Origin of the sequence: Citricoccus parietis (assembly GCF_042433045.1) — a bacterium.
Classification (GTDB): domain Bacteria; phylum Actinomycetota; class Actinomycetes; order Actinomycetales; family Micrococcaceae; genus Citricoccus; species Citricoccus parietis.
Map to the genome: position 1 here is coordinate 1 of NZ_JBHLWH010000032.1, position 24,790 is coordinate 24,790.

General features: G+C 70.2%; 21 protein-coding genes. 15 read left to right on the forward strand and 6 right to left on the reverse strand.

Translation table 11 applies throughout. The annotated features are described in order from the left end of the window. Positions 1 to 197 precede the first annotated feature (197 nt). The 10 genes from ACFFIO_RS11635 (at position 198) to ACFFIO_RS11680 (ending at position 11,161) form a co-directional block, all read left to right on the forward strand. Entirely contained in the window at positions 198 to 1,523 is a 1,326-nt protein-coding gene (locus ACFFIO_RS11635) for a hypothetical protein (RefSeq protein WP_378041969.1), read from the forward strand. 3 nt (positions 1,524 to 1,526) lie between these two features. After that, positions 1,527 to 2,423 (forward strand): HAD-IIA family hydrolase, encoded by an 897-nt coding sequence (locus ACFFIO_RS11640; protein WP_378041970.1) that lies wholly within the window; start codon positions 1,527 to 1,529, stop codon positions 2,421 to 2,423. Further along, a complete protein-coding gene (locus ACFFIO_RS11645; RefSeq protein WP_378041972.1) occupies positions 2,420 to 2,647 on the forward strand; it encodes a hypothetical protein in 228 nt (75 codons plus the stop codon). Before ACFFIO_RS11640 ends, ACFFIO_RS11645 begins: the two co-directional genes overlap by 4 nt. Continuing rightward, complete coding sequence (locus ACFFIO_RS11650) at positions 2,644 to 3,480, forward strand: TlyA family RNA methyltransferase (protein ID WP_378041973.1); 837 nt, start codon at positions 2,644 to 2,646, stop codon at positions 3,478 to 3,480. Before ACFFIO_RS11645 ends, ACFFIO_RS11650 begins: the two co-directional genes overlap by 4 nt. Positions 3,481 to 3,551: 71 nt before the next feature. Beyond that, positions 3,552 to 4,730, forward strand: a complete 1,179-nt coding sequence (locus tag ACFFIO_RS11655) for an NAD kinase (RefSeq protein WP_378041975.1) — start codon at positions 3,552 to 3,554, stop codon at positions 4,728 to 4,730. Next, positions 4,727 to 6,523 (forward strand): DNA repair protein RecN, encoded by a 1,797-nt coding sequence (locus tag ACFFIO_RS11660; protein WP_378041976.1) that lies wholly within the window; start codon positions 4,727 to 4,729, stop codon positions 6,521 to 6,523. Before ACFFIO_RS11655 ends, ACFFIO_RS11660 begins: the two co-directional genes overlap by 4 nt. 4 nt (positions 6,524 to 6,527) lie before the next feature. Further along, positions 6,528 to 8,270, forward strand: coding sequence for a CTP synthase (gene pyrG / locus ACFFIO_RS11665; RefSeq protein ID WP_378041978.1), 1,743 nt, complete (start codon positions 6,528 to 6,530; stop codon positions 8,268 to 8,270). A gap of 32 nt (positions 8,271 to 8,302) precedes the next feature. Next, positions 8,303 to 9,022 (forward strand): NUDIX domain-containing protein, encoded by a 720-nt coding sequence (locus ACFFIO_RS11670; RefSeq protein WP_378041980.1) that lies wholly within the window; start codon positions 8,303 to 8,305, stop codon positions 9,020 to 9,022. A gap of 16 nt (positions 9,023 to 9,038) precedes the next feature. Beyond that, entirely contained in the window at positions 9,039 to 10,070 is a 1,032-nt protein-coding gene (gene xerD / locus ACFFIO_RS11675) for a site-specific tyrosine recombinase XerD (RefSeq protein WP_378042196.1), read from the forward strand. Between the two features lie 179 nt (positions 10,071 to 10,249). Continuing rightward, positions 10,250 to 11,161: a hypothetical protein gene (locus tag ACFFIO_RS11680; protein ID WP_378041981.1), complete on the forward strand. Its 912-nt coding sequence runs from the start codon at positions 10,250 to 10,252 to the stop codon at positions 11,159 to 11,161. 100 nt (positions 11,162 to 11,261) lie between these two features. Here ACFFIO_RS11680 and ACFFIO_RS11685 read toward each other — a convergent pair whose 3' ends face one another. From ACFFIO_RS11685 to ACFFIO_RS11700, 4 genes are read right to left on the reverse strand one after another with little or no spacing between them, the layout of a single operon-like run. Beyond that, positions 11,262 to 12,416: a bifunctional 2-methylcitrate synthase/citrate synthase gene (locus tag ACFFIO_RS11685; protein ID WP_378041983.1), complete on the reverse strand. Its 1,155-nt coding sequence runs from the start codon at positions 12,414 to 12,416 to the stop codon at positions 11,262 to 11,264. 35 nt (positions 12,417 to 12,451) lie between these two features. Further along, positions 12,452 to 13,393 (reverse strand): methylisocitrate lyase, encoded by a 942-nt coding sequence (gene prpB, locus ACFFIO_RS11690; RefSeq protein WP_188806339.1) that lies wholly within the window; start codon positions 13,391 to 13,393, stop codon positions 12,452 to 12,454. Then, a complete protein-coding gene (locus ACFFIO_RS11695; protein ID WP_378041985.1) occupies positions 13,393 to 14,910 on the reverse strand; it encodes an MmgE/PrpD family protein in 1,518 nt (505 codons plus the stop codon). Before ACFFIO_RS11695 ends, prpB begins: the two co-directional genes overlap by 1 nt. Next, on the reverse strand, positions 14,907 to 15,644 hold the full coding sequence (locus tag ACFFIO_RS11700; RefSeq protein WP_378041986.1) for a GntR family transcriptional regulator: 738 nt from the start codon (positions 15,642 to 15,644) through the stop codon (positions 14,907 to 14,909). The genes ACFFIO_RS11695 and ACFFIO_RS11700 overlap by 4 nt, the downstream gene beginning before the upstream one ends. Positions 15,645 to 15,803: 159 nt before the next feature. Here ACFFIO_RS11700 and ACFFIO_RS11705 point away from each other — a divergent pair, with 159 nt between their 5' ends. Further along, complete coding sequence (locus ACFFIO_RS11705; protein WP_378042198.1) at positions 15,804 to 17,807, forward strand: AMP-binding protein; 2,004 nt, start codon at positions 15,804 to 15,806, stop codon at positions 17,805 to 17,807. A gap of 1 nt (position 17,808) precedes the next feature. Here the strand turns inward: ACFFIO_RS11705 and ACFFIO_RS11710 are convergent, their stop codons facing one another. Both ACFFIO_RS11710 and ACFFIO_RS11715 read right to left on the reverse strand, forming a co-directional pair. Continuing rightward, complete coding sequence (locus tag ACFFIO_RS11710) at positions 17,809 to 18,606, reverse strand: response regulator (protein WP_378041988.1); 798 nt, start codon at positions 18,604 to 18,606, stop codon at positions 17,809 to 17,811. Further along, a complete protein-coding gene (locus ACFFIO_RS11715) occupies positions 18,596 to 20,425 on the reverse strand; it encodes a sensor histidine kinase (protein ID WP_378041990.1) in 1,830 nt (609 codons plus the stop codon). Before ACFFIO_RS11715 ends, ACFFIO_RS11710 begins: the two co-directional genes overlap by 11 nt. Before the next feature lie 296 nt (positions 20,426 to 20,721). Here ACFFIO_RS11715 and ACFFIO_RS11720 point away from each other — a divergent pair, with 296 nt between their 5' ends. The 4 genes from ACFFIO_RS11720 to scpB all read left to right on the forward strand — a co-directional run bounded on the left by ACFFIO_RS11720 (position 20,722) and on the right by scpB (position 24,741). Beyond that, positions 20,722 to 22,146, forward strand: a complete 1,425-nt coding sequence (locus ACFFIO_RS11720) for a cation:dicarboxylate symporter family transporter (protein WP_378042200.1) — start codon at positions 20,722 to 20,724, stop codon at positions 22,144 to 22,146. 218 nt (positions 22,147 to 22,364) lie between these two features. After that, a complete protein-coding gene (locus ACFFIO_RS11725; RefSeq protein ID WP_378042202.1) occupies positions 22,365 to 23,222 on the forward strand; it encodes a ParA family protein in 858 nt (285 codons plus the stop codon). After that, a complete protein-coding gene (locus ACFFIO_RS11730; protein WP_378041991.1) occupies positions 23,219 to 24,169 on the forward strand; it encodes a segregation and condensation protein A in 951 nt (316 codons plus the stop codon). The genes ACFFIO_RS11725 and ACFFIO_RS11730 overlap by 4 nt, the downstream gene beginning before the upstream one ends. Then, complete coding sequence (gene scpB, locus ACFFIO_RS11735) at positions 24,166 to 24,741, forward strand: SMC-Scp complex subunit ScpB (RefSeq protein WP_378041993.1); 576 nt, start codon at positions 24,166 to 24,168, stop codon at positions 24,739 to 24,741. Before ACFFIO_RS11730 ends, scpB begins: the two co-directional genes overlap by 4 nt. The last annotated feature ends 49 nt before the right edge of the window (positions 24,742 to 24,790 follow it).

Below are 24,790 nucleotides of genomic sequence, written 5' to 3' on the forward strand. Positions count from 1 at the left end.
CCACTGCGCCGATGGTACTGCATCCGGGAGGATGTGGGAGAGTAGGACGCCGCCGGACAACCATTGAGGGAAGGGCCCCGCACGCGAGTGCGGGGCCCTTCTTGTTTAACCGTGTCGGCTACGATTGTGAAGCTGTCCGTCGGCGTACGCCATGCCGTGCTGCCGCCGTCATCAAGACCGAGGAGAGGATCATCAGGATGTCCGAGAACGAGGAGCGCTCCGGCTCGTCTGACCGTCCGCGCCGTCACGGCGGTGGACGGCCCGAGCGGGGACCCGGTTCCGGGTCCCGTGGTGGTTACGGCGGGTCCAACGGTGGAGGCAGGTCCTCCGGCGGCGGGGAGAAGTCATTCGGCCGGTCCTCTGATCGGTCTTCGGGACGTGAGGACCGCCGTGGTGGGACGGGCGCCGGTGCGCGCCGCGAGGACGGTCGCGCCGGACGGGGCGATGGACCTCGCAGGGATGACAGCCGTGGTGGCGGTCCCCGCCGGGAGGGCAGGCCGGAACGCGGCGGAGACCGGCCTGACCGCCGTGGTTCACGTGACGGTGGCCCGCGCGTCGAGAACCGGGGTTCTGCCCACAACCCGGGGGACCTGCGCAGTTCCAACCGGCCGGACCGGGCCAAGTCCCCTGAGATCGATGAGGATGTCACGGGCAAGGAGCTCGACCGCGCGACCAGCCGTGAGCTGGACACCCTGGACGAGCGAAACCGTCCGTGGGTGGCACGTCACCTGGTGATGGCCGGCCGGCTGCTGGACATCGATCCTCAGCTGGCCTTCGAACACGCTCTGGCCGCCAGTCGGCGTGGCGGCCGCCTCGGCTGCGTCCGGGAGGCCGTCGGACTGACCGCATACGGGGCCGGACAGTATGCGGAGGCGCTGCGGGAGTTCCGGACCTACCGCCGCATCACCGGTGACAACACCCACCTGCCGGAGATGGTGGACAGTGAACGTGCCCTCGGTCGGCATGACAAGGCCCTGGAGCTCGCGGGCGACGTCGACCATGCGTCCCTGGAGAAGGCCATCCGGGCAGAGCTGGCCATGGTGCTCTCCGGCATCCATCGTGACCTGGGGGATATCGACTCTGCTCTGGCAGTCCTGCAGATTCCCGAGCTCGATCGTCATCGCGGTTTCTCGTTCAGTCCCCGTCTGTTCCGCGCCTATGCGGATGTCCTGACTGAAGCCGGCCGTGCCGAGGAGGCCAAGGCCTGGCGCCGGCAGGCCAGCGTGGCCGAGCGGGCGCTGGGCATCGGTGCCTTCGAGGATCCGGAGATCATCGACTTCGGACTGGACGATGACGGGTCCGAGGACCGGCCCCGTGCCCGTGACCTCGTGCCTCCGGGAGCGTCTTCGGACGGCCAGGACGAGGACGGTCAGGCGGACGACGGACGGCTGGATGAGGAGGATCTCGGGTCCATGGTGACCTCTCAGCGGGTGGAGGGCGACGAGTCTTCTCCGGAGGCGGAGGAGCCGCAGGATACCGACGGTGAGGTCTCCGCTGACGATCAGGACCGTGGAGACCGCTGAGACATGACGGAAGCGGTGTTCTTCGGAGGCCATGACGCCGTCCTGTGTGACCTGGACGGCGTCGTGTACGCCGGAACCGAGGCCATCGATGGCGCCGTGCCGACCCTGCGGGAATTGGGGCGGCGGGGTGTCCCCGTTGTCTACGTGACCAACAATGCCTCGCGGTCCCCGGAGTCCGTGGCCGAGCATCTGCGCGGATTCGGTCTCGAGGTGACCGGGGATCAGGTCTTCGGATCAGCTGCGGCGGGGGTGGCCCTGCTCAGACAGGAGCTGTCCCGGACCGGAACGCATCCGTCGGCGGACGGGGCATCCTCCGGTGGGCGTCCCGTCCCGGCGAAGGTCCTGGTCGTCGGCTCGGATTACCTGCGTGGCCTGGTGTCGAAGGCCGGCCATGAGGTGGTGACGACGGCGGCCGAGCGTCCCGACGCGGTGATCCAGGGATTCGACCCCTCGGTGTCCTGGACAGACCTGGCGCAGGCGTCCTATGCCGTCAACGGGGGTGCCCGGTGGATCGCAACCAATACGGACCTGACCATTCCCCGTGCCGAGGGCATCGCCCCCGGCAACGGTGCCCTGATCGAGGCGGTGTCCCGGGCGACGGGTACCCGCCCGCTGGCAGCGGGCAAGCCCGAGCCGGTCCTGTTCCGCCTGGCCGCCCAGGCCGTCGGTGCTCGCAGCCCTTTGGTCGTCGGTGACCGTCTGGACACGGACATCCTCGGAGGCAATCGGGCCGGTTTCGACACCGCCCTCGTGCTGACAGGTGTGGACACCGAAGCGACCGCCGCCGCGGCGCCAGCGGACCACCGGCCCACCTGGATCGTCCCCTCGCTGCCGATGCTCCTGGCTGGCTCCGCGGTGGAAGCACGCTCCCACGAACCCCAAGAGGAGCATCAGCCATGACCGAGTCTTCCGAGTCGCCTGAGTCGCCTGAGGCGTCCGAGACACCCTCGCCGACCGAGTGGACTCCGGCCACCACCGGTGACCCCGCTGCGGACCAGATCCTGTCCGGTCTCATCGGGGCCGATGAGCTGAGTCCCGACGAGGAGATCGCGGCCTACCGTGAGGCGCTGGACGCCTTGGCGCAGCTGCTGGAGGAACAACCGCGGCTGCCGGGTCTGTCATGAGCAGTCCGAGGACCACGGGCAGCGGTGACCGAACCCGCCTCGACATCGCCCTGGCCGACCGCGGCCTGGCCCGGTCCCGCAGCGAGGCGGCCGGCCTCATCAGCGCTGGCGAGGTAATCGTCAACGGCGTCGTCACCACCAAGGCATCGCTGAGGTGCGCCCCCGGTGACGTGGTGGCCCTGCGCTCCAGCGGACCACGGTACGTCTCCCGGGCCGGGCACAAGCTGGCCGGCGCACTGGAGCTGTTCGCCGGCGTCGTGACAGCCGGTCGGCGGTGCCTGGACGCCGGGGCGTCCACGGGCGGGTTCACGGATGTCCTGCTCCGGGCGGGGGCCCAACAGGTCGTCGCGGTGGATGTCGGGCATGACCAACTGGTCGAGACGCTGCGCGCCGATCACCGCGTGGACGTCCACGAGGGGTGCAACGTCCGTGACCTCACGCCGGAGCACCTCGGCGGAGCGGTGGACCTGGTGGTCTCGGACCTGTCCTTCATCTCCCTGCGTCTGGTGATGTCACCGCTGGCCGGGGTGTGCCGGCCGGGCGCGGACCTGGTCCTCATGGTGAAGCCGCAGTTCGAGGTCGGCCGGCGGGCCCTGCCCAAGACCGGCGTCGTACTGGACCCGGAGCAGCGACGCCGGGCGGTCACCGATGTGCTGGACACCGCCCTGGACTCGGGGCTGAGACCCCGCGGCATCGCCCGGTCTCCGCTGCCGGGGCAGGACGGCAACGTGGAGTTCTTCCTGTGGCTGGACCGCCCCGAGACGGAGGCCGAAGCGACGGAGACCGGCACCGGTGCCGAATGGCTCGGCTTCCAGACGGTCGACTGGGCCTGAAGGAGCGGCCCCTCGTCCACAGCCCGGTGGATGCGGCCGGACCCGGCCTGGACGTGGGTATCCTTGGGGCCATGCCCCGTTCAATCCTGGTCCTTGCCCATACCGGCCGCGAGGACGCCATCCGGGCAGCCGTCCACACCTGCGCCAAACTGCAGGAGGCCGGGCTGGTCCCGGTGCTCATGGCCCGTGACGTGACGGCGATCCGCGAGGCCGAACGGGCCGGCGTCGTGCCCCCGCTGGAGTTCGTCCCGCGGACCCTGGACGTGGACTGTTCCCTGAGTGAGATCTCCCTGGGTGTGGTCCTCGGCGGGGACGGCTCCGTGCTGCGTGCCGCGGAGCTCGTCCGTGATTCCGGCCTGCCGCTGCTCGCCGTCAACCTGGGCCACGTGGGCTTCCTGGCCGAATCCGAGCGCACCGATCTCTCCCGCACCGTCGAGGCCGTGGTGGCGCAGGACTACAGCGTCGAGGAGCGCATGGCGATCGACGTCCGGGTCTTCCAGGGGGAGGACCTCGTGGCCCGCACCTGGGCGTTGAACGAGGCCAGCGTGGAGAAGTCCAACCGTGAGCGCATGCTCGAGGTCGTGACCGCCGTGGACGGCAGCCCCATCTCCACGTACGGCTGCGACGGCGTGGTGATGGCGACTCCCACGGGGTCCACGGCGTACGCCTTCTCGGCCGGCGGCCCCGTGGTGTGGCCGGAGGTCCAGGCCATGCTCATGGTGCCGATCAGCGCCCACGCCCTGTTCGCCAAGCCCCTCGTCGTGTCCCCGGACTCGGTGCTCACCGTGGAGGTGCTGCCGCGCACCAACGAGCCGGGCGTGCTCTGGTGCGACGGCCGCCGCACGGTGGACCTGCCCCTCGGCTCCCGCGTCGAGGTCACCCGCTCACCGCAACCGGTGCGGATCGCCCGGTTGTCCCGCACGCCGTTCACCGAGCGGCTCGTGCGCAAGTTCAACCTGCCCACCAAGGGCTGGCGCGGTCCCGTCACCGAACAGGACCGGGCCGAGGCCGCCGCCCGCGAATCCCGGGCCGCGTCCCGTCGGCCCGAGGGGGACCCCACCTCCCGCGGAGTCTCGATCGTGGAACCCCATCACCTGGCACCCCGCCCGGGCGTGGTCCCGCCGGCCACGGCCGCCCTGCCCGTGGTGTCGGCACGGGACGAGCGTCTGGGGATCGCACGGTCGGGGATCACCCCGGACGAGGGCAGCGAGGAGCCGGACACGCACAGCGGAGGAGCCGACCAGTCATGATCGAATACCTGTCCATCAACGGGCTGGGCGTCATCGGTGACGCGGCCGTCGAACTGGATCCCGGCTTCACCGTGGTGACCGGCGAGACCGGCGCCGGCAAGACCATGGTCGTCACGGCCCTCAACCTCCTGCTCGGGGCCCGGGCTGATGCCGGCGCCGTCCGGCACGGGGCCTCCCGGGCCACCGTGGAGGCCGGCTTCCAGCTGGACGCCGGCCATGCCGCCGTCGGGATCGCAACGGACGCCGGAGCCGTGCTGGACGAGGAGGCTCCGGACCACGGGAATGGCGCGGATGCTGACGCTGGACCCGAGGCCGACGTCGGCGCACCGGCAGGAGGCCGCGGGGACGTGGCACTCGTGGTCACCCGGTCCGTGGGGGCCGCCGGGTCCTCGGGACGCTCGCGGGCCTCGGCCGGAGGGCGCGGCGTGCCCGTGGCCCTGCTGGGTGAGCTCGGCGAACACCTCGTGGCCGTCCATGGCCAGACCGACCAGCTGCGGTTGAAGTCCCCGGCCGCCCAGCGCCATGCCCTGGACTCCTTCGCCGGTTCGGAGCTGACCGAGACCCTGGCCGTCTACCAGCGGGACTTCGAGGCCTGGAGACGGGCAGCCGCGGAACTCGAGGAGATCACCAGCAACGAGCAGGACCGAGCCCGCGAGGCCGAGAACCTGCAGCGTTCCCTCGAGGAGATCGACAACGCCGCGGTCCGGGACGGGGAGGACGAGGAGGTCAGGGCCCTCATCCAGCGACTGGAGAACGTCGAGGAGCTGCGCACGGCCTCCCTGGGTGCCCACGTCCACCTCGCCGGCGGAGATGCCGCAGACGCGGTGGAGATCCCGTCGGCCGAGGCCCTCATCGAGGCCGCCCGCCAGTCCCTGCTGCAGGCCCCGGGACAGGATGAGGAGCTCACCGGACTGTCCCAGCGCCTTGCCGAGGCGGGGATCCTGCTGGCCGATGTCTCCGGAGATCTCGCCGGCTACGCGGCCCGCCTGGATGATGACGCCGCCTCCGACCTGGACAGCGCCCAGTCCCGGCTGGCCGAACTGACCCGGCTGATGCGCCTCTACGGGCCCGAACTCTCCGACGTGATCCGGTGGGCCGAGACCCACCGGCCGCGGCTGGAGGCCCTGCAGGGGGACACCGGGCGCATCGAGGAACTCACGGCCGAGGTCGCCCGCCTCGAACAACGCGTGCTGTCCGGCGCGAGTGAGCTGACCCGGCTGAGGACGGCCGGCGCAACCACCCTCTCCGGACTGGTCAGCGAGGAACTGCACGCCCTGTCGATGCCGGACGCCACGTTCCACGCCACCGTCACCGCCGGCGGCCAGCCGGGTCCCCACGGGGCCGACGAGGTCCAACTCCTCCTCCAGCCCCATGCCGGCGCCGAACCGCGGCCCCTGGGCAAGGGCGCCTCCGGCGGTGAGCTCTCCCGTGTCATGCTGGCGCTGGAGGTCGTCCTGGCCGCCACGGACCCGGTCCCCACCTTCGTGTTCGACGAGGTGGACGCCGGCGTCGGCGGCGAGGCCGCCGTCCAGATCGGCCGCCGGCTCGCCCGGTTGGCCCGGCACGTCCAGGTCATCGTGGTCACGCACCTGCCGCAGGTGGCGGCGTTCGCGGACCGGCACCTGAAGGTCACGAAGAACTCGGACGGCGATGCCGGGTTCACCACCTCGGACGTCGCGACTCTCGAGGGTGAGGAGCGGGTGGGGGAGCTGGCCAGGATGCTGGCCGGCCGAGCCGACTCCGGGTCGGCCCGCGATCACGCGCGCGAACTCCTCGAGGCCTCGCACGCCTGAAGGGGTGCTACGATCGAACTCCGTGGTGCATAAATCCTCTCGATTCCAGAAAACGCCCAACGCGACCCGCCAGATCTTCGTGACCGGCGGCGTGGCCTCTTCCCTCGGAAAGGGGCTCACGGCGTCCTCCCTGGGTCATCTCCTGAGGGCACGGGGTCTCTCCGTGACCATGCAGAAGCTGGATCCGTACCTGAACGTCGATCCCGGCACCATGAACCCCTTCCAGCACGGCGAGGTCTTCGTCACGGAGGACGGGGCCGAGACCGACCTGGACATCGGCCACTACGAACGGTTCCTGGACGAGGACCTCGACGGCCTGAACAACGTCACCACCGGACAGGTGTACTCGACCGTCATCGAGAAGGAACGCCGGGGCGACTACCTCGGGGACACCGTCCAGGTCATCCCGCACATCACGGATGAGATCAAGCGCCGCATGCGCCTGCCCGCCACGGAGGACGTCACCGTGGGCGGGGAGCAGCAGGACCGGGCCGCCGCAGACCGTCCGGCGCCGGACGTCATCATCACGGAGATCGGCGGAACGGTCGGTGACATCGAGTCGCAGCCGTTCCTGGAGGCCGCCCGGCAGGTCCGCCAGGACATCGGACGGGACAACGTGTTCTTCGTGCATGTGTCCCTGGTGCCCTACATCGGCCCCTCCCACGAGCTGAAGACCAAGCCCACCCAGCACTCGGTGGCGGCGCTGCGCTCGATCGGCATCCAGCCGGACGCCATCGTCATCCGTTCGGACCGCGAGGTCCCGGCCGACGTGCGGGACAAGATCGCCCGCATGTGCGACGTGGACACTGATGCGGTCATCAACTGCGCCGATGCCCCCTCCATCTACGACATCCCCAAGATCATCCACGCCCAGGGCCTCGACGCCTACGTGGTCCAGTCCCTGGACCTGAAGTTCAAGGATGTCGACTGGTCCACCTGGGACCGCCTGATCGGGGTGGTCCACCACCCGAGGCATGCGCTGGAGATCGCCCTGGTCGGCAAGTACATCGACCTGCCGGACTCCTACCTCTCCGTCACGGAGGCCCTGCGCGCCGGCGGCTTCGGCAATGACGCGACGGTCTCCATCCGCTGGGTCCCCTCGGACGACTGCCAGACCGAGGCCGGCGCACGGCAGGCCCTGGACGGCGTCGACGCCATCTGTGTCCCGGGTGGCTTCGGGGTCCGAGGGCTCGACGGCAAGATCGGCGCCTTGCGCCATGCCCGTGAGAACGGCATCCCGACCCTCGGCCTGTGCCTGGGGTTGCAGACCATGGTCATGGAGTACGCCCGCAATGTGCTGGGACTCGCCCAGGCCTCCTCCACCGAGTTCGAACCGGACACCGAGCACCCCGTGATCGCCACCATGGCGGAGCAGGAGCACTTCGTCTCCGGTGGCGGCGACCTCGGCGGCACCATGCGCCTGGGCTCCTATCCGGCCACCCTGCGGGAGGGCTCCGCGGTCGCACGGGCCTACGGGGCCACCGAGGTCACCGAGCGGCACCGCCACCGCTACGAGGTCAACAACGAGTACCGCGACCGGTTGGAGGAGGCCGGGCTGGTCATCTCCGGAACCTCCCCGGACGGTACGCTCGTGGAATTCGTGGAGCTGCCGGCGGACGTCCACCCGTACTACGTCTCCACCCAGGCCCATCCGGAGTTCAAGTCCCGGCCGACCCGCCCGCATCCACTGTTCGCCGGACTCGTGGCCGCGGGGCTGGAACGCCGGAACTCCCGCAGGGTGAGTTGATCAGGTTGATCAGCAGGGACACCCACCACTTCATGACGCACCTGACTCCTTTGCCCGCCCCGTATACCGAGCACGACGGCGGCCCGCTCGCGGACGTGCCCGCCGCGCGGCCCGCGGTCCGCACCGAGACGGCCTTCGCGGGGGCGGTGTGGGACGTCACCCGCGAGGCCTTCCTGATGGCGCCGGGCGCCGCCGCGGGGGAGGACGCGGGTGGCCCCGACGTGGATCGCCCGGACCTGTTGGTCCGGGAGTTCATCCGCCACCCCGGGGCTGTGGCCGTGGTGGCCCTGGATGATCAGGACCGGGTCCGCATGATCCGGCAGTACCGGCACCCCGTGGGAGAGGAGCTCTGGGAGATCCCCGCCGGACTGCTCGACGTCCCGGGAGAGCACCTGGTCGAGGCCGCCCGGCGGGAACTGGCCGAGGAAGCCGACCTGCGCGCGGACCGGTGGGATGTCCTCGCCGACTTCTACACCACCCCGGGGTCCTCCTCGGAGGGCATCCGGGTGTTCCTGGCCCGGGACCTGTCCCCGGTCCCGGTCGGGGAACGCCACGAACGCACCGGTGAGGAGGCCGGTATGCCGCTGGCCTGGGTGCCTGTGACAGACGCCGTTCAGGCCGTGCTGACCGGCCGGCTGCGCAATCCCTCCTCCGTGGTGGGTCTCCTCGCCCTCGTCGCGCACCGGGACGGCGGCTTCGCCGACCTGCGTCCTGCGGACGCGCCCTGGCACGGCCGTCCGGTCGCCTCGTGAGTGACCAGTCGTGAGTGTGGTGAGTGCCGAGTCCGCGGACGGTCCGCCGCGCGCCCTGGCCCGTCCGGCTGAGGCGTACCTGGACCACCTGACCGTCGAGCGGGGCATGTCCCCCCATACCCTGGCCGCGTACCGCCGGGACATGAGCCGTTACCTGGCGTGGCTGCAGGGCCAGGGAGTGGACGAGCCCCGCCAGGTGGAGCGCCGGCATGTGACCGGTTTCCTCCAGGCCCTGGCCACCGGTGCCGATGGCGGGCACCCGCTCTCACCGCGGTCCGCGGCCCGGACCATCGTCGCCGTCCGCGGTATGCACCGCTTCTGGACCCTGGAACAGGTCACGGAGACGGACCCGGCACAGGACGTCACCCCGCCCCGCCCCGCCCAGGAATTACCGAAGGCGATTCGGGTGGACCAGGTGACCGCCCTGCTGGAGGCCGTGCCCACGGACACCCCGGCGGGTCTGCGGGACCGGGCCCTGCTCGAGTTCCTCTATGCCACGGGCGCCCGCATCTCCGAGGCCGTCGGGCTGGACGTCGACGACGTGGTCGGAGCCGTCCGCGGCCCGCTGGAAGGTGCCCACCACCAGGGGAACCGACCCGAGCCCGGGGCGACGGGGCCGGGGGAGTCCGGCACCGCCGTCGTCCGCCTGTTCGGGAAGGGCTCCAAGGAGCGCATCGTCCCGCTGGGTTCCTACGCGGCCACCGCCCTGGAGGCCTGGCTGGTCCGCGGACGTCCCACGCTGGCCGGCCAGTCCGGGACGGGAGGCCCCGCGCTGTTCCTCAACCAGCGCGGTGGACGGCTCTCCCGACAGTCGGCGTGGACGATCCTCAAGAAGGCCGCGGAACGGGCGCACATCGAGGCCGAGGTCTCCCCGCACACGCTGAGGCACTCGTTCGCCACCCATCTGCTGGAGGGCGGCGCGGACGTGCGCGTGGTGCAGGAGCTGCTGGGGCACGCCTCCGTCACCACCACGCAGGTCTACACCCTGGTCACGGCGGACACGCTGCGTGAGGTCTACGCCGCGGCGCATCCCCGCGCCCTCCACTAGGCCGGGGAAAGGGCATCACGATCCCACAACGTCCGGCCGGACGGTGATGACATCGATCACGGGTTGATGCTCAGATGGTGGGAGCCGGACGACGTCCCCGGGCGGAAGACGGGGCACCACCAGACCACCACCCGCCCCGGCGGTGCCATACGGAGCACCCGGAGGCAGACGAGGGGATCATGATGACCAGCACTGCCGACCGAACCTTCCCGGCAGGGCGATGCGCCCGAGCAGCAGCCCGCAACCGCCGCCTGGCAGCCGCCGTGGGACTCGGGCTCAGTGCGGGATTGGTGCTGAGCGCCTGCGGCACCGGTGACGAGCCCGCGGGATCGCCCTCTGCCACGTCCGATCCCAGCTCGAGCCCGGTCGAGACCGTCACGGAGACCGCGAGCGCCACCATCACCGAGACGGCCTCCGCCTCACCGACCGCCAGCGGGTCCGGGGAGCAGACCACGGGGCTCACCCAGACCTACACCTCCGAGTCGGGGGTCTTCACGTGGACCTTCCCGGAGACCTGGAGCGCCAGCCAGGAGGACTACAACGAGGATCTGCTGGACTACCAGGGGGTGCCCTACGAGAGGGTGCTCTTCCAGGACCCGGAGGGCATCACGCAGTACACGACCACCACCGGGCTCGGTCCCACCGACAACGACGGGCCGAAGCCAGACGTGGTCGAGGTCCTGGAGGCCGAGGAGCTGCCGGAGATCCCGGTGAATGAGGGGGAGGGGGCCACCGGCTCGGGTCCGGTCTGGTACCGGGCGAGCCTCTATCAGGCCGATGAGGACGTCCCGGACCTCGAGTCCTTCGAGGGAGGGGAGTTCCTGCTGGCCGTGCAGGTGGTCAACATCTCCGCGGACCTCGACCCCGAGGCGAGCGATGACTCCTACTGGTCCTCGTGGTTCTACGAGCAGCCCCCGGCCGAGGGCTTCGAGGCCGGGGCCGCCGCGATCCTGTCCGGCAGCGTCACCCAGGACTCGGCCGAGGAGGTCACCGGACTCGAAGGGGAGGAGGCCATGAGGGCGTTCCTCGACACCGAGGAGTACGGCCAGCTGCGGTCCGTGGCCACGTCCATGGAGGTCGAGGTCCCCTGATCCGGATGCCGGTACACCGGCGCTGGACAACGACCCGGGCGGGGAGGGAACGTGAGTGTTCCTTCCCCGCCCGGGTCGTCGTCGTGCGGTGCAGTCAGGCTCAGGCGCCCGGCACGTGCCGTTCGTCCGGACCGTTGTAGGCGGACAGCGGCCGGATCAGCGAATTGCTGGCGCGCTGCTCCATGATGTGCGCGGTCCACCCGGTGATGCGGGCGGCGATGAACAACGGCGTGAACAGCTCGGTGTCGAAGCCCATCAGGTGGTACGTGGGGCCGGCGGGGTAGTCGAGGTTCGGCTTGATGGCCTTGGCCTCGTCCATGGCCTGCTCGAGCCCGTTGTACAACCCGAGGACCTCGTGGCGGCCGAAGTGCTCGATCATCGCGTCGAGCGCCTTCTTCATGGTCGGCACGCGGGAGTCGCCGTGCTTGTACACGCGGTGGCCGAAGCCCATGACCTTCTTCTTCTGGGTCAGGGCGTCCTCCATCCAGGCCTTGGCGCGGTCCTTGGCCTCCTCCTGGGACTCGTCCGGCCGGATGCCGATCTCGTCGAAGGTGTGCATGACGGCCTCGTTGGCGCCGCCGTGCAGGGAGCCCTTGAGCGCGCCGATGGCCCCGGTCACCGCCGAATGCAGATCGGACAGGGTGGAGGTGATCACGCGTGCGGTGAAGGTGGAGGCGTTGAAGGAGTGCTCCGCGTACAGCACCATGGACACCCGGAAGGCATCCACCACAGCCGGGTCGGCCTCCTCGCCGAAGGTCATCCACAGGAAGTTCTGGGAGTAGTCCAGGTCCTCCCGGGGCGCCACCGGCTCGGTGGCGCCACCGGCGGTGCGACGGCGCTGCTCATAGGCGACGACGGCGGGCAGCTGGGCGAACAGGGTCGTCGCCTTCTCCATCTCGGCCTCCGGGGAGGAGTCCTCCGACTTCGGGTGCTGGGCGCCCAGGATGGACACGGCGGTACGGACCGAGTCCATCGGATGGCAGTCCACCGGCAGCACGTCCAGGGCGGCCTTGACGTCCGGGGACAGGGCCCGGTTGGAGCGCTCGTGGTCCCTGAAGGCAGCCAGCTGGGCGTCCGTGGGCAGCTCACCGTTCAGCAGCAGGTAGGCCACGGCCTCGAACGGCAGCGACGCGGCGAGCTCCTGCACGGGATAGCCACGGTAGAGCAGGGAGTTGGTGTCCGGGTTGACCTTGGAGATGGCGGTGTAGTCCGCCACCACTCCGGCGAGGCCCTTCTTGATCTCAGTGTCAGTCATGGGAGTGTCCTTTCGGGACGGGATTCGGGTCGGGTTCAGGCGTCTGCGCCGGAGTCCGTCCGGGTCTCCAACCCCGGAACCGGGAAGTTGAAGACGGAGGAATCGAAGCCGTTGTAGCCCTCGTAGTCCACGAGCTCGTAGAGGCGTGCCCTGGTCAGCATCTCACCGACGGCGCCCTGCTGGGTACCCTCGGATCGGATGGTGGACAAGGTGCGCTCCATGGCGCCGAGGGCGGAGCGCAGCAGTGTCACCGGGTAGATCACCAGGGCCACGCCGGCGGAGGCCAGCTGTTCGCGGGTGAACAACTCGGACTTGCCGAACTCGGTCATGTTGGCCAGGACGGGCACGTCCACGGCGTTGCAGACGGCCTCGAACTCGGACAGGTCCTTCATGGCCTCCGGGAAGATGGAGTCCGCGCCGGCGTCCGCCAGGGCTTTGGCCCGGTCGATAGCGGCGTTCAGCCCGCCGGCGCCGTCCACCCCACGGATATCGGTACGGGCCATGATCAGGAAGTTCTCGTCCCGGCGGGCGCTCGCGGCGGCAGCCACCCGCTGGGTGGCCGTGGCCAGGTCCACCACGGCCTTGTTGTCCAGGTGACCGCAGCGCTTGGGGTTGACCTGGTCCTCGATGTGGCATCCGGCGAGCCCGGCGTTCTCCAGTTCCTGGATGGTCCGGGCCACGTTCATCGGCTCTCCGAAGCCGGTGTCCGCGTCCACGATGGCCGGAAGGTCCGTGACGCGGGCGATCTGCCCGGCACGCTGGGCCACCTCCGTCAGCGTGGTCAGGCCGATGTCCGGCAGGGCCAACTCGTTGGCCAGCACCGCACCGGAGATGTACAGCCCCTGGAACCCCTGCTCCTCCACCAGTTTGCCGGAGAGGGGCGTGTAGGCCCCGGGGAATTGCACGGCGGCACCGGGCTGCAGTAATTGCCGCAGACGGACCCGCTTCTCGGCGGCGGTCAGTGACGAATACAGCATCAGAAGAGTCCCTTCGGGGCGTCGGCCAGGTCGATGACGCCGGGTGCCGCGGTGATGTTCAGCTGGTCCAGCTCACCGGCGCCGAGGGACGCGGTGCGCTGGGCGGCGTCGAGGAAGCGCTCGATCTCCGCCGGGGACACCAGGCCCTCGGCCAGCGTGCGGAACTTGTGGATGTACTGCTCCCGGGCGAACGGGCGGGCACCCAGCGGGTGGGCATCGGCCACGGCGATCTCGTCCGTGATGGTCTCGCCGGAGGCGGTGGTGATGACGACCCGGCCGCCGAAGGCCTTCTCCGAGATGTCCAGGGAGTGGTACCGACGGGTCCACTCCTGGTCCTCCTCCGTGGTGACCTTGTGCCACAGCTCCACGGTGTCCGGCCGTCCGGCCCGCTCCGGGGAGTAGGAGTCCACGTGGTGCCACGCGCCGTCCTGCAGGGCCACCGTGAAGATGTACGGGATGGAGTGGTCGAGGGTCTCGCGGGAGGCTTTCGGGTCATACTTCTGCGGGTCGTTCGCGCCGGAACCGATCACGTAGTGCGTGTGGTGCGAGGTGTGGATGACGATCGAGGCGACGTTGGCGGGATCGGCCAGCTCGGGATGCTCGCCGTTCAGCTTGCGCGCGAGGTCGATCCAGGCCTGGGCCTGGTACTCGGCGGAGTGCTCCTTCGTGTAGGTGTCCAGGATGGCGCGCTTGGCCTCGCCCGGCGCCGGCAGGGGCACCGTGTACTTCGCGCCCGGTCCGTCCAGCATCCAGGCAATGACCCCGTCCTCGCCTTCATAGATCGGCACGGGCGAGGTCTGGCCGCGCATGGCACGGTCAGCAGATTCGACGGCCATCTTGCCGGCGAAGGCCGGGGCGTGGGCCTTCCACGTGGAGATCTCGCCCTTGCGGGACTGGCGGGTCGCCGTGGTGGTGTGCAGGCCCTGGCCGATGGCCTGGAAGATCGTCTCGGTGTCCAGGCCCAGCAGGGTCCCGATGCCGGCCGAGGCGGAGGGGCCGAGGTGGGCCACATGGTCGATCTTGTGGGCGTGCAGGCAGATGGCCTTGACCAGGTCCACCTGGAGCTCGTAGCCGGTGGCGATGCCCCGGATCAGGTCGGCGCCGCTGGCACCGCTGTGCTGGGCGACCGCCAGGATCGGCGGGATGTTGTCCCCGGGGTGGGAGTACTCGGCGGCCAGGAAGGTGTCATGGTAGTCCAGCTCGCGCACGGCCACGCCGTTGGCCCAGGCGGCCCATTCCGGGGAGACCTTCTCGGTGATGCCGAAGACGGAGGCTCCCTGTCCGCCGGACGTGGGCGAGTGGGTCAGGGCCTGTGCACGGGCGGCAACGATCGGTCCGCGGTTCAGGGAGGCGATGGCCACCGAGGCGTTGTCGATGATGCGGTTGATGACCATCTCCTCCACCTCGGGGTCGATGGCCACGGTGTCGGTGGCGACCTCGGCCATCTTCCAGGCGAGCTGGTCCTGGCGCTGCAGGTTTTCTTCGGAACGGTAGACGCGGACGTCGTGGTTGATCATGGGGTCCTCTCCAAGGTGGATGTGGGGTGGTCGGTGGTGGATCCGGCCGGTTCGGCCGGTTCGGCCGGTCCGGTCTGGCGGTTCTGGTGGGTCTGGGTACCGGTGGGCTGGTGTGACTGCAGGTGCGCCAAGGCGTGGTGCAGGTGCAGGGTGGTGGTCGCGGCGGCCAGTTCGGGGTTCCGATCGGCCAGGGCCCTGGCGATGGAGGCATGCTCCGTGGCGGACGCCGCCAGCCGCGCCGGGTCATTGCGGGAGAAGCGGCGCAGCCGCGCGAGGTGAACGCGCAGGGACCTCAGGTGCTGGGCGAGATAGGCGTTGGCACAGGCGGCATCCACGGCGGCGTCCAGCTCCGTGGTCAGCCGGTAGTAGGACTCCGGATCCTCACCGCGGCGGAGTGGTTCCACGGCGGACTCGAAGCGTGCGGCCAACTGCGTGAAGACCTCCGGGTCGGCGTGCACGGCGGCCCGACGCGCGGCCAGCACCTCGAGCACCGTGCGCAGGTCGAACAGGTCGTCGGCCTCGTCCAGGGAGACCTCCGTGACCACGGTCCCGCGCCCGCTCGAGGGGGCAGCCAGGCCTTCGGAGACCAGGCGTCCGATGGCCTCGCGCAACGGCGTGCGGGACAGGCCCAGGCGGGCCGACTGTTCGACCTCGCCCAGGATCGATCCGGGAGGCAGCTGACCTTCGATGATCTCCTGCCGCAGCGTCCGGTACGCACGTTCACTGGCTCTCACAGGGTCCAGCGTATACACAAATAGCCGAATGTGGGTGATTCGGGGGAGAATCGGGCCGGAATTGGTCCATTTTTCACCTTTGGTCCTGTTTTGCGTATACACAGGGTGGACGTGGCGTGACTCACGTCCTAGGTTGGTCCCATGTCCTCAACGTCCTCCATGCGTGAGCCCACCCCGCCCTCTGAGCCGTCTGAGTCATCCGAGCCCTCTGAGTCGTACGAGTCCGTCTACCGCAGGTCCATCGAGGACCCGGAGGGTTTCTGGCTGGAGGCGGCCGCTGCCATCGACTGGACCGAGCCGCCCACCCGGGCCCTGGATGATGCGGGGGCACCGATCTACCGGTGGTTCCCCGGAGCCCGGTTGAACACGGCGGTGAACTGTCTGGACCGGCACGTGGCGGCCGGCCAGGGCGAACGCACCGCGATCATCTATGACTCGGCGGTGCTCGGCACCGTGGAGCACATCAGCTACGCGGACCTGACGGACCGGGTGTCCCGCTTCGCGGGAGCGCTGGTGTCCCTGGGCGTCGGCCGGGGGGACCGTGTGGTCATCTACCTGCCGATGACGCCGGAGGCGCACGTCGCCATGCTGGCCTGCGCCAGGATCGGAGCGGTGCATTCCGTGGTGTTCGGCGGATTCGCGGCCCGGGAGCTGGCGGCGCGCATCGACGACGCGAAGCCGACGGCGATCGTGACCTCCTCCGGCGGCATCGAGCCGAGTCGGCGCGTGGAGTACCTGCCCGCGGTGGCTGAGGCCGTGGCCCTGGCGCAGCACCGGGTCGGGGCCGTGGTGGCCAAGCACCGCGAGGGTTTCGAGAACACCCTGGACAGCGTGCGGGACGGCCTGCGGGCCGGCGCCGGGAATGAGGCCGGGAACGCAGTCGAGGCTGGAACCCGGTGGGTCGACTGGGACGAGGCCGTGGCCGAGGCCGAGCCGGCGGCGCCCGTGGACGTGGCCGCCACGGACCCGCTGTACATCCTCTACACCTCCGGGACCACCGGCTCGCCCAAGGGCGTGGTCCGGGACCACGGCGGGCATGCGGTCGCCCTGGCCTGGACCATGGCGAACATCTACAACGTCGGCCCCGGGCAGACGATGTTCACCGCCTCGGACGTCGGCTGGGTGGTGGGGCACTCCTATATCGTCTACGCGCCGCTGCTGGTCGGGGCCACCACCGTGCTCTACGAGGGCAAGCCCGTGGGGACCCCGGACGCCGGGGCGTTCTGGCGGGTGGCCGCCCAGCACGGGGTGCGCTCACTGTTCACGGCACCGACCGCCCTGCGGGCCATCCGCAAGGTGGACCCGGAGGGTGACCTGGCGCGGGACCACGACCTGTCGGCACTCCAGACGCTGTTCGCGGCGGGGGAGCGCCTGGACCCGGAGACCCAGGGGTGGATCGGTGACCTGCTGGGCGTGCCGGTCGTGGACAACTGGTGGCAGACCGAGACGGGCTGGCCGATCGGCGCCAACCCGGTGGGGCTGGAGGCGCTGCCCGTCAAGACCGGTTCCTGCACCCGGCCCACTCCGGGCTACGCCGTGGAGATCCTGGACGGGAGCGGGCAACCGGTGGAGGCCGGGATCGAGGGCAACATCTGTCTCCGGTTGCCCCTGCCGCCGGGGACCCTGACCACGTTGTGGGGCAATGACCAGCGCTTCATCGACTCCTACCTCAGCGCCTTCGAGGGGTACTACGCCACAGGCGACTCGGGGCTGGTGGATGAGGAGGGCTACCTCTTCGTGATGGGCCGGACGGACGACGTCATCAACGTGGCCGGCCACCGGCTCTCCACGGGTGCCCTCGAGCAGGCGCTTGCCGCCCACCCCGCCGTGGCCGAGTGCGCGGTGATCGGATTGGCGGACCCGCTCAAGGGCCAGCGGGCCTCCGGCTACGTGGTGCTCAAATCCGGGGTGGAGGTGGAGGGCGCGGCCGGGCTGGAGGCGCTGCTGGCCGAGCTGCGCGCCACCGTCCGCACCTCGGTGGGCGCCGTGGCCGACTTTAGGCAGGTGGCGGTGGTGGACGCGCTGCCGAAGACCCGGTCCGGGAAGATCCTGCGCAAGACCATGCGGCAGATGGCCGATGGCGAGGAGTACGTGGTGCCCTCCACCATCGAGGACCGTTCCGTGCTCGACGCCCTCGCGCCCACCCTTCGCACCGGCCCGTAGGCTATCCGGGCGCGGGGCCGCGGCCGGACCAGCGGTACTCGTTCTCCGGCCGTCCCGGCGTGCCGTAGCGGGGACAGCGGTCCACCAGTCCCTGCCGGAAGAGGTGTTCCAGGTAGCGCCGTGCCGTCACCCGGGACGTCCCGACGGCGGCCCCCACCTCACCGGCGCTGCGTCCGGCCACCGGGTCGGCCTCGGCCCCGGAGGACCCGCGGTCGGACCTGGAGTTGGAGTCCGGGGCAGGTCCCGGGACCGCAGCCAGGTCGGAGCGGAGCAGATCCACGATGGCGTCGAGGGTGCCCTCGGTCAGTCCCTTGGGCAGGGCGGCCGGTCCGGTGCTGCCGTGGTGGCGGAACGCCCGGTCCACCTCCGCCTGGCTGCGGACCGACCCGGTTCCGGCGAGGCCGGTGGACAACTCCCGTGCCGCCCGCAGGCGTTCGGCGAACTCCGGATAGCCGAAGGGCTTCACCAGGTACTGGACCACGCCCAGGGCCATGGCCTGGCGGATGGTGGGCACGTCGGTGGCGGCGGTCATGGCCACCACCGACCCGGCGAATCCCGCCGAGCGCATCCGGCGGAGCACCTCCAAGCCGTGTCCGTCCGGAAGGTTCATGTCCAGCAGCACCAGATCCACGCCGAAGGAGCCGTGCTCGCGCCACTGGGTGGACAGGAACCGCACCGCGTCGGCCAGGGTGGGGGAGAGGTGCACCTGCTGGTAGCCACCGGCCCGGGCCAGGTACTCCCCGTAGGTGTCGGCTGCCAGGGCCTCGTCCTCGACGATCAGCACTCGCTCACCGGTCACGGTGGCCTCCTCCCGCCGTCGTGGGTGGCGGGTTGTCCGCCGGCCGCCGTGGTGGGCGGACGGCGTCCGCCGGCAGGGGCAGCTCCACGGTGAACACGGTGCCGGAATCCAGGGTCAGCTCGACGTCCCCGCCCAGCGAGAGTGCTGTCTGCCGGACCAGGGCCAGGCCGATGCCCCGGCCGGCGGGGCCCGCGGGCTTGGTGGAGAAACCCAGGTCGAACACGTGTCCGCGATCCTCCGCGGAAGGGCCGGGGCCGCCGTCGGCCACCTGCAGGACCAACCAGCCGGCGTCGGTGTGGGCCTCTGCCTCCACCCAGCGGTCCTCCGCCGGCCGTGCGGGGTCCGCCGCGGCGTCGATCGCGTTGTCCACCAGGTTGCCGAGGATCGTCACCAGGTCCTGTGCGGAGAATCCGGTGGGGGAGTCCACCTCGATTCGGTAGTCCATCCGCACTCCGCGCTCGCGGGCCTGGGCGGACTTGGCCGCCAAGAGGGCCTGCACCGCCGGTTCGCCGGTGGGATCCAGCGGGCCCGGTTGGGCGGCGCCGGCCGCCACACCCGAGGCCAACAGGTCGCGTGCCTCCTCGACCCGGCCCAGTTCCACGAGGGACAGCACCGTGTGCAGCCGGTTGCCGTGCTCATGGGTCTGGGCACGCAGCGCGTCGGTCAGGGACCGGGTGCTCTCCAGCTCGCGGTTCATCTCCTGGACCTCCGTGCGGTCGTACAGCGTCACCACCGTGCCCCCGTCGGCGCCGGCCGGGGCCTGCTGTCCCCGTCCACGCCGCCACGCAACCGGTGTCCGTAGCCGCGCCGCCGGACCGGCCGGACGCGTGCGGTGCTGGTTCACCACCAGGATGCGGCCGGGGACGGCGAACAGCTCGTCCCGCGCGTACCGTCCGGACTCCAGCAGCCCGGCCAACGGGCCGGGCAGCTGAAGGTCTGCGAGCGAGACGGTCCCCGGTGTGTGGTCCGCGCGGTGGCCGAAGGGCGGGAGATGCAGCAGCTCGGCCGCGCGGTCGTTGTACAGGCTCAGCTCTCCGGTGCCGGAGACCAGCACCATGCCCTCGTTGACGTTGTGCAAGGCGGTGTCCAGCACGGTGAACCGATGGGCCAGCTCCTCCGGGCCGAGTCCGTGGGTGGTCCGGCGGATGTAGCGGCCCAGGGCGATGGACCCGGCCAGCCCGAGGGCGGCGACGAGTCCCATGCCCAGCAGGATGCGCGGGATCTGGGCGGTCACCGCTATGTCCAGTTCGGAGACGCGGTGCCCCACGCCGACGATGCCGACCACCTCGGCCCCGGGGGCATCCGAGGACAGGACGGGGACCAGGGCGCGGAGGGAGAGGCCGGCGGGTCCGGTGGCCACCGTGTCCACCTGGCCCCGGCCGGCCAGGACCGCTGAAAGGTCCCCGGGGTACCGGGTGCCGTTCTGGGCCGGGTCCCGGTGGGCGACCCGGGTGTAGTCGGTGCCGAAGAACGTCACCCAGTCCACCTGGGCCTGGTCGGCGAGCTCGGTGGTGAGCGGTTGGAGCGCCGTGCTGGGGTCCGCGGCCCTGAAGGCGTCGCGGATCCGTTCCTCGTCGGCGATCAGGCGCGCCGTGGAGAGCACATTCGCCCGCTCCAGCCCGTAGACGGTCCGCTGGGTCTGCTGGTAGCTGACGGCCACCAGGGCGACGGTGAGGATCACGAGGCCGAGCAGTTGGGCCACCGCCAGGCGGCGGGCGATGCTCCACGGACGCCGGGGGGTTCTGGACGCGTCGCGGCGGACGCGCAGGCGCGGCTCATCCACCCCGTCTCCCACCGTCGATCCCGTCGTCCTGCCCACCGTGAATCCTCGCTCTGGTCCGTCGATGTGATGTCTCGCCGGCTCCCGGATGTGGTCTGCGCCATGAACTTTATGACCGCAAGGGTGATGTGACGCACGTCCCACGGTGATGATCGTCGCAACGAAGAGACCGTGAATCACCGGCCCCCACTGTAGAGGACACCCCCATGACGAACCCATCCGACCAGTCCGCAACGCGGCACGCCCCCGCCGGCCCACCGGCGTCGGGTCCCGCTGAAGACCGAGCGCCGGCCAAGCCGGCGAAGAAGAAGGACCGCACGCACTGGCTGTACATCATGGTGATCGCCTCGGTGATCCTGGGGGCCGCCGTCGGGCTGCTGTTCCCGGAGTTCGGCAAGTCCCTCAAGCCGCTGGGCGACGGCTTCGTCTCGCTCATCAAGATGATGATCGGCCCGGTCATCTTCTGCACCATCGTGCTCGGCATCGGCTCCATCGCGAAGGCCGCCACCGTGGGCAAGGTGGGCGGCTTGGCCCTGCTGTACTTCATGGCCATGTCCACCTTCGCTCTGGGCCTCGGCCTCGTGGTCGGCAACCTCGTCCACCCGGGCGAAGGCCTGGCCCTGACCCCCTACGACCCGGACGCCGCCCAGGCGGACCTGGATCCGACGGTCGCGTTCCTGCTGGACATCATCCCCGGGTCGGTGCCGGTGCTGCCGGTACTGTTCGTCGCCCTGCTGGTGGGCTTCGCCCTCCAGGGGATGGGGGAGTCCGGAAAGCCGCTGCTCAAGGGCCTCACCCTGATCCAAGGTGTCGTGTTCCGCATCCTGATGATGATCATGTGGATCGCGCCGGTCGGCGCCTTCGGTGCCATCGCCGCCGTCGTGGGCTCCACCGGTTGGTCCGCGATCGGTGCCATGGCCCTGCTGATGGGCGCCTTCTATGCCACCTGCATCGTGTTCATCGTGGTGGTGCTCGGTACCCTGCTCCGACTCGTCACCGGCGTGAGCATCTTCAAGCTGATGAAGTACCTGGGCCGTGAATACCTGCTCATCTTCGCGACCTCCTCCTCTGAGTCCGCACTGCCGCGCCTGATCGCCAAGATGGAGCACGCCGGCGTGCACAAGTCTGTGGTGGGTGTCACCGTGCCCACCGGGTACTCCTTCAACCTGGACGGGACGGCCATCTACCTCACCATGGCGGCCCTGTTCGTCTCCAACGCCATGGGTCTGGAGATGAGCCTTGGCGAGCAGATCGGCCTGCTCGTGTTCATGATCATCGCCTCCAAGGGCGCCGCCGGTGTCACCGGCGCCGGCCTGGCCACCCTGGCCGCAGGTCTCCAGGCACACCAGCCGCAGCTGCTCGGCGGCATGGGTGTGATCGTGGGCATCGACAAGTTCATGTCCGAGGCCCGCGCCCTGACCAACTTCACCGGCAACGCCGTGGCCACCATGCTCATCGGCAAGTGGGTCGGTGAATTCGACCCGGTCAAGGCGGACAACGTGCTCTCCGGGCGGGACAAGTTCGACGAGGAGATGGTGGTCGGACATGGCCTGGGTGACTACTCCGACGATCGTCCGGCCGATCGTCCGGCAGATCGTGGGGAGGCCCGTGGGGAGCAAGGCGCCGGCCAGAGTGCACCCGAGTCGGGGAACCAGGGGCGCACCGTCGATCCCCTCGAGTCGCCGACGGCGGCCGAGCAGGCCTTCGAGGGCCACCCGGAGTCCAGCCTCAACGTGGTGGGCTCGGCCCCGCGGCGCTGAGATCCCGGCGACATATCACCTTCAGGCTACGGTTGAACGTCAAGGCTCGCCGCGACGAGCGGGGAATTTTCCGGGCGGACGCCGATCCGGACTAGGGTGTATCCATGCCGCAGCAGCTTACGTTGTTCAGCGTGGGCGACCTCACAGCACGGCGGACACATGGACCTACGGCAGGAGACGGCAGCATCGTGAACCAGGAAGAGCCCACGCCAGTCCTCATGATCACCGGTGACCCGGTCATCGGACCCACGGGACGGCCCAAGCATGAATTCCCGGAACCGGTGCAGTTGGAATCCCACGGTCCAGCGCGCGTGATCTCCATGGTCAACCAGAAGGGCGGGGTCGGCAAGACGACCTCCACCATCAACCTCGGAGCCGCATTGGCCAGCTACGGCCGGCGGGTGCTCATGGTCGACTTCGACCCCCAGGGGGCCCTCTCCGCCGGCCTCGGCGTCAGCCCCCACGAACTCGACACCACCGTCTACAACGTCATGATGGAACGGTCCGTCACCGCCCGGGATGCCATCGTGGAGACCGAGTTCGAGGGCATCGACCTCCTGCCGGCCAACATCGATCTCTCGGCGGCGGAGGTCCAGCTCGTCAACGAGGTGGCCCGGGAACAGGTCCTGGAACGGTCACTGCGTCAGGTCCGGGATGACTATGACGTCATCCTCGTGGACTGCCAGCCGTCCCTGGGCCTGCTCACCGTCAATGCCCTGACCGCCTCCCACGGCGTGATCATCCCGCTGACCGCCGAGTTCTTCGCCCTGCGCGCCGTCGCGCTGCTGGTGGAGACCATCGAGAAGATCCAGGACCGCATCAACCCGGACCTCGAGATCGACGGCGTGCTGGCCACCATGTTCGACGCCCGGACACTGCACTCGAAGGAGGTCGTCAGCCGCCTCGTCGAGGCCTTCGGCGACCGGGTCTTCGAGACCGTGATCAAACGCTCCATCAAGTTCGCCGATGCCACCGTGGCCGCCGAACCCATGACCACGTTCGCCCAGAACCATGAGGGTGCCAAGGCCTACCGCACGCTGGCCCGCGAGCTGATCTGGCGCGGCGGGGCGCCGTGACCCCAGGCGCCGGGGCAGCCGCCCCGGACGTCGCGAGGAACCCGGCCCGCGGCCGGTCCGAGGACCTGGACGTCGAGGACGGGGTCCCGTCCGGGTTCTCCGTCACCCTGACCAACTTCGCCGGACCCTTCGACCTGTTGCTCTCCCTCATCGCCCGCCGCCAGATGGACATCACCGAGGTGGCGCTGGCCGAGGTGACGGACGAGTTCATCGCCTACGTCGGGACCCTCCGGCATGACGCCGGCACCGGGCTGGACCCCGAGCTGGATCCCGGCCGGACCGAGGGGCAGCGAAGCCGCCCGGACCTGGCCGCCCTGGATGCCTCCAGCGCCTTCCTCGTGGTCGCGGCCACGTTGCTCGATCTGAAGACGGCCCGGCTGCTACCCGCCGGCACCACGGACGCGGAGGAGGACGTGGCCCTGCTCGAGGCCCGCGACCTGCTGTTCGCCCGGTTGCTGCAGTACAAGGCCTTCCGGGACATCTCCACGCTCCTGGGCGAGAAGATGCGGGCCGAGGCCCGCCGCTTTCCACGCCAGGCCACGCTGGATCCGCGCTTCGCGTCCCTGTTGCCGGAGCTGGTGTGGACGCTGAGCCCCGACCAGTTCGGTGCGCTGGCCGAGGACGTCCTGGCCCGGACCCCGAAGCCGGCGGAACTGGTGAATCTGGAGCACCTGCACGCCCCGCCCGTCTCGGTCCGCGAACAGGCGGGCCTGCTGGCCGCCCGGTTACGCGAGGCCGGCCGGCTCGCCTTCCGCGAGTTGGTGTCCGACGCCGGCTCCACCCTCGTGATCGTCGCCCGTTTCCTCGCGCTGTTGGAGATGTTCCGGGACCGCGCCGTCACCTTCGACCAGGAGGTCCCGTTGGGCGAGCTGGTGGTCCGGTGGGACCCGGACGCCCCCGATGAGAGGCCGGACCACGGTCCGGAGGACGACGAGGAGTGGTCATGAGCGAGCCCGAGGACGTGCGCGGACAACTCGAGGCCGTGCTGATGGTCGTGGACGAGCCCGTGACGGTGGCCCAACTGGCCGAGGCGACCGGTGCAGACGCCCGGCAGGTGGCCGATGTGCTCGCTGCCCTCGCCAGCGACTATGATGGACTGTCTGGCTCGCCACGGCGCGGCTTCGAGTTGCGCGAACTTGCCGGCGGCTGGCGCATCTACTCCCGTCCGGCCCATGCAGAGGTGGTGGAGCGGTTCATCGTCGAAGGCCAGACGGCACGGTTGACCCAGGCCGCCCTGGAGACCCTGGCCGTGGTCGCCTACCTGCAGCCGGTCACGCGATCCCGCGTGGCGGGCATCCGCGGCGTGAACTCCGATTCGGTCATGAGAACCCTCGTCAGCAGGGGGCTCGTGGCGGAGGCCGGCAGCGACCCGCACTCCGGGGCGGTGCTGTACGAGACCACGGGCTACCTGCTGGAGATGCTGGGGGTGGGCAGCCTCCAGGAGCTGCCCAAGCTCTCTGATCACCTGCCCGGCCTGTCGGAACTGGCCGGTATGGACCAGACTGAATTCAACACCTGACCGCCGTCCAGTAGGACGGCACACCATTCCCATCAACCGAACGCAACGA

Excerpts from the sequence above, each read along its gene's own strand:
- ACFFIO_RS11635 (WP_378041969.1), top strand. The coding sequence starts at position 198 with ATGTCCGAGAACGAGGAGCGCTCCGGCTCGTCTGACCGTCCGCGCCGT.
- ACFFIO_RS11725 (WP_378042202.1), top strand. The coding sequence starts at position 22,365 with ATGATCACCGGTGACCCGGTCATCGGACCCACGGGACGGCCCAAGCAT.
- ACFFIO_RS11705 (WP_378042198.1), top strand. The coding sequence starts at position 15,804 with ATGCGTGAGCCCACCCCGCCCTCTGAGCCGTCTGAGTCATCCGAGCCC.
- ACFFIO_RS11655 (WP_378041975.1), top strand. The coding sequence starts at position 3,552 with ATGCCCCGTTCAATCCTGGTCCTTGCCCATACCGGCCGCGAGGACGCC.
- ACFFIO_RS11680 (WP_378041981.1), top strand. The coding sequence starts at position 10,250 with ATGATGACCAGCACTGCCGACCGAACCTTCCCGGCAGGGCGATGCGCC.
- ACFFIO_RS11685 (WP_378041983.1), bottom strand. The coding sequence starts at position 12,416 with ATGACTGACACTGAGATCAAGAAGGGCCTCGCCGGAGTGGTGGCGGAC.
- ACFFIO_RS11645 (WP_378041972.1), top strand. The coding sequence starts at position 2,420 with ATGACCGAGTCTTCCGAGTCGCCTGAGTCGCCTGAGGCGTCCGAGACA.
- ACFFIO_RS11695 (WP_378041985.1), bottom strand. The coding sequence starts at position 14,910 with ATGATCAACCACGACGTCCGCGTCTACCGTTCCGAAGAAAACCTGCAG.
- ACFFIO_RS11720 (WP_378042200.1), top strand. The coding sequence starts at position 20,722 with ATGGTGATCGCCTCGGTGATCCTGGGGGCCGCCGTCGGGCTGCTGTTC.
- scpB (WP_378041993.1), top strand. The coding sequence starts at position 24,166 with ATGAGCGAGCCCGAGGACGTGCGCGGACAACTCGAGGCCGTGCTGATG.
- prpB (WP_188806339.1), bottom strand. The coding sequence starts at position 13,393 with ATGCTGTATTCGTCACTGACCGCCGCCGAGAAGCGGGTCCGTCTGCGG.
- ACFFIO_RS11670 (WP_378041980.1), top strand. The coding sequence starts at position 8,303 with ATGACGCACCTGACTCCTTTGCCCGCCCCGTATACCGAGCACGACGGC.
- ACFFIO_RS11640 (WP_378041970.1), top strand. The coding sequence starts at position 1,527 with ATGACGGAAGCGGTGTTCTTCGGAGGCCATGACGCCGTCCTGTGTGAC.
- ACFFIO_RS11660 (WP_378041976.1), top strand. The coding sequence starts at position 4,727 with ATGATCGAATACCTGTCCATCAACGGGCTGGGCGTCATCGGTGACGCG.
- ACFFIO_RS11650 (WP_378041973.1), top strand. The coding sequence starts at position 2,644 with ATGAGCAGTCCGAGGACCACGGGCAGCGGTGACCGAACCCGCCTCGAC.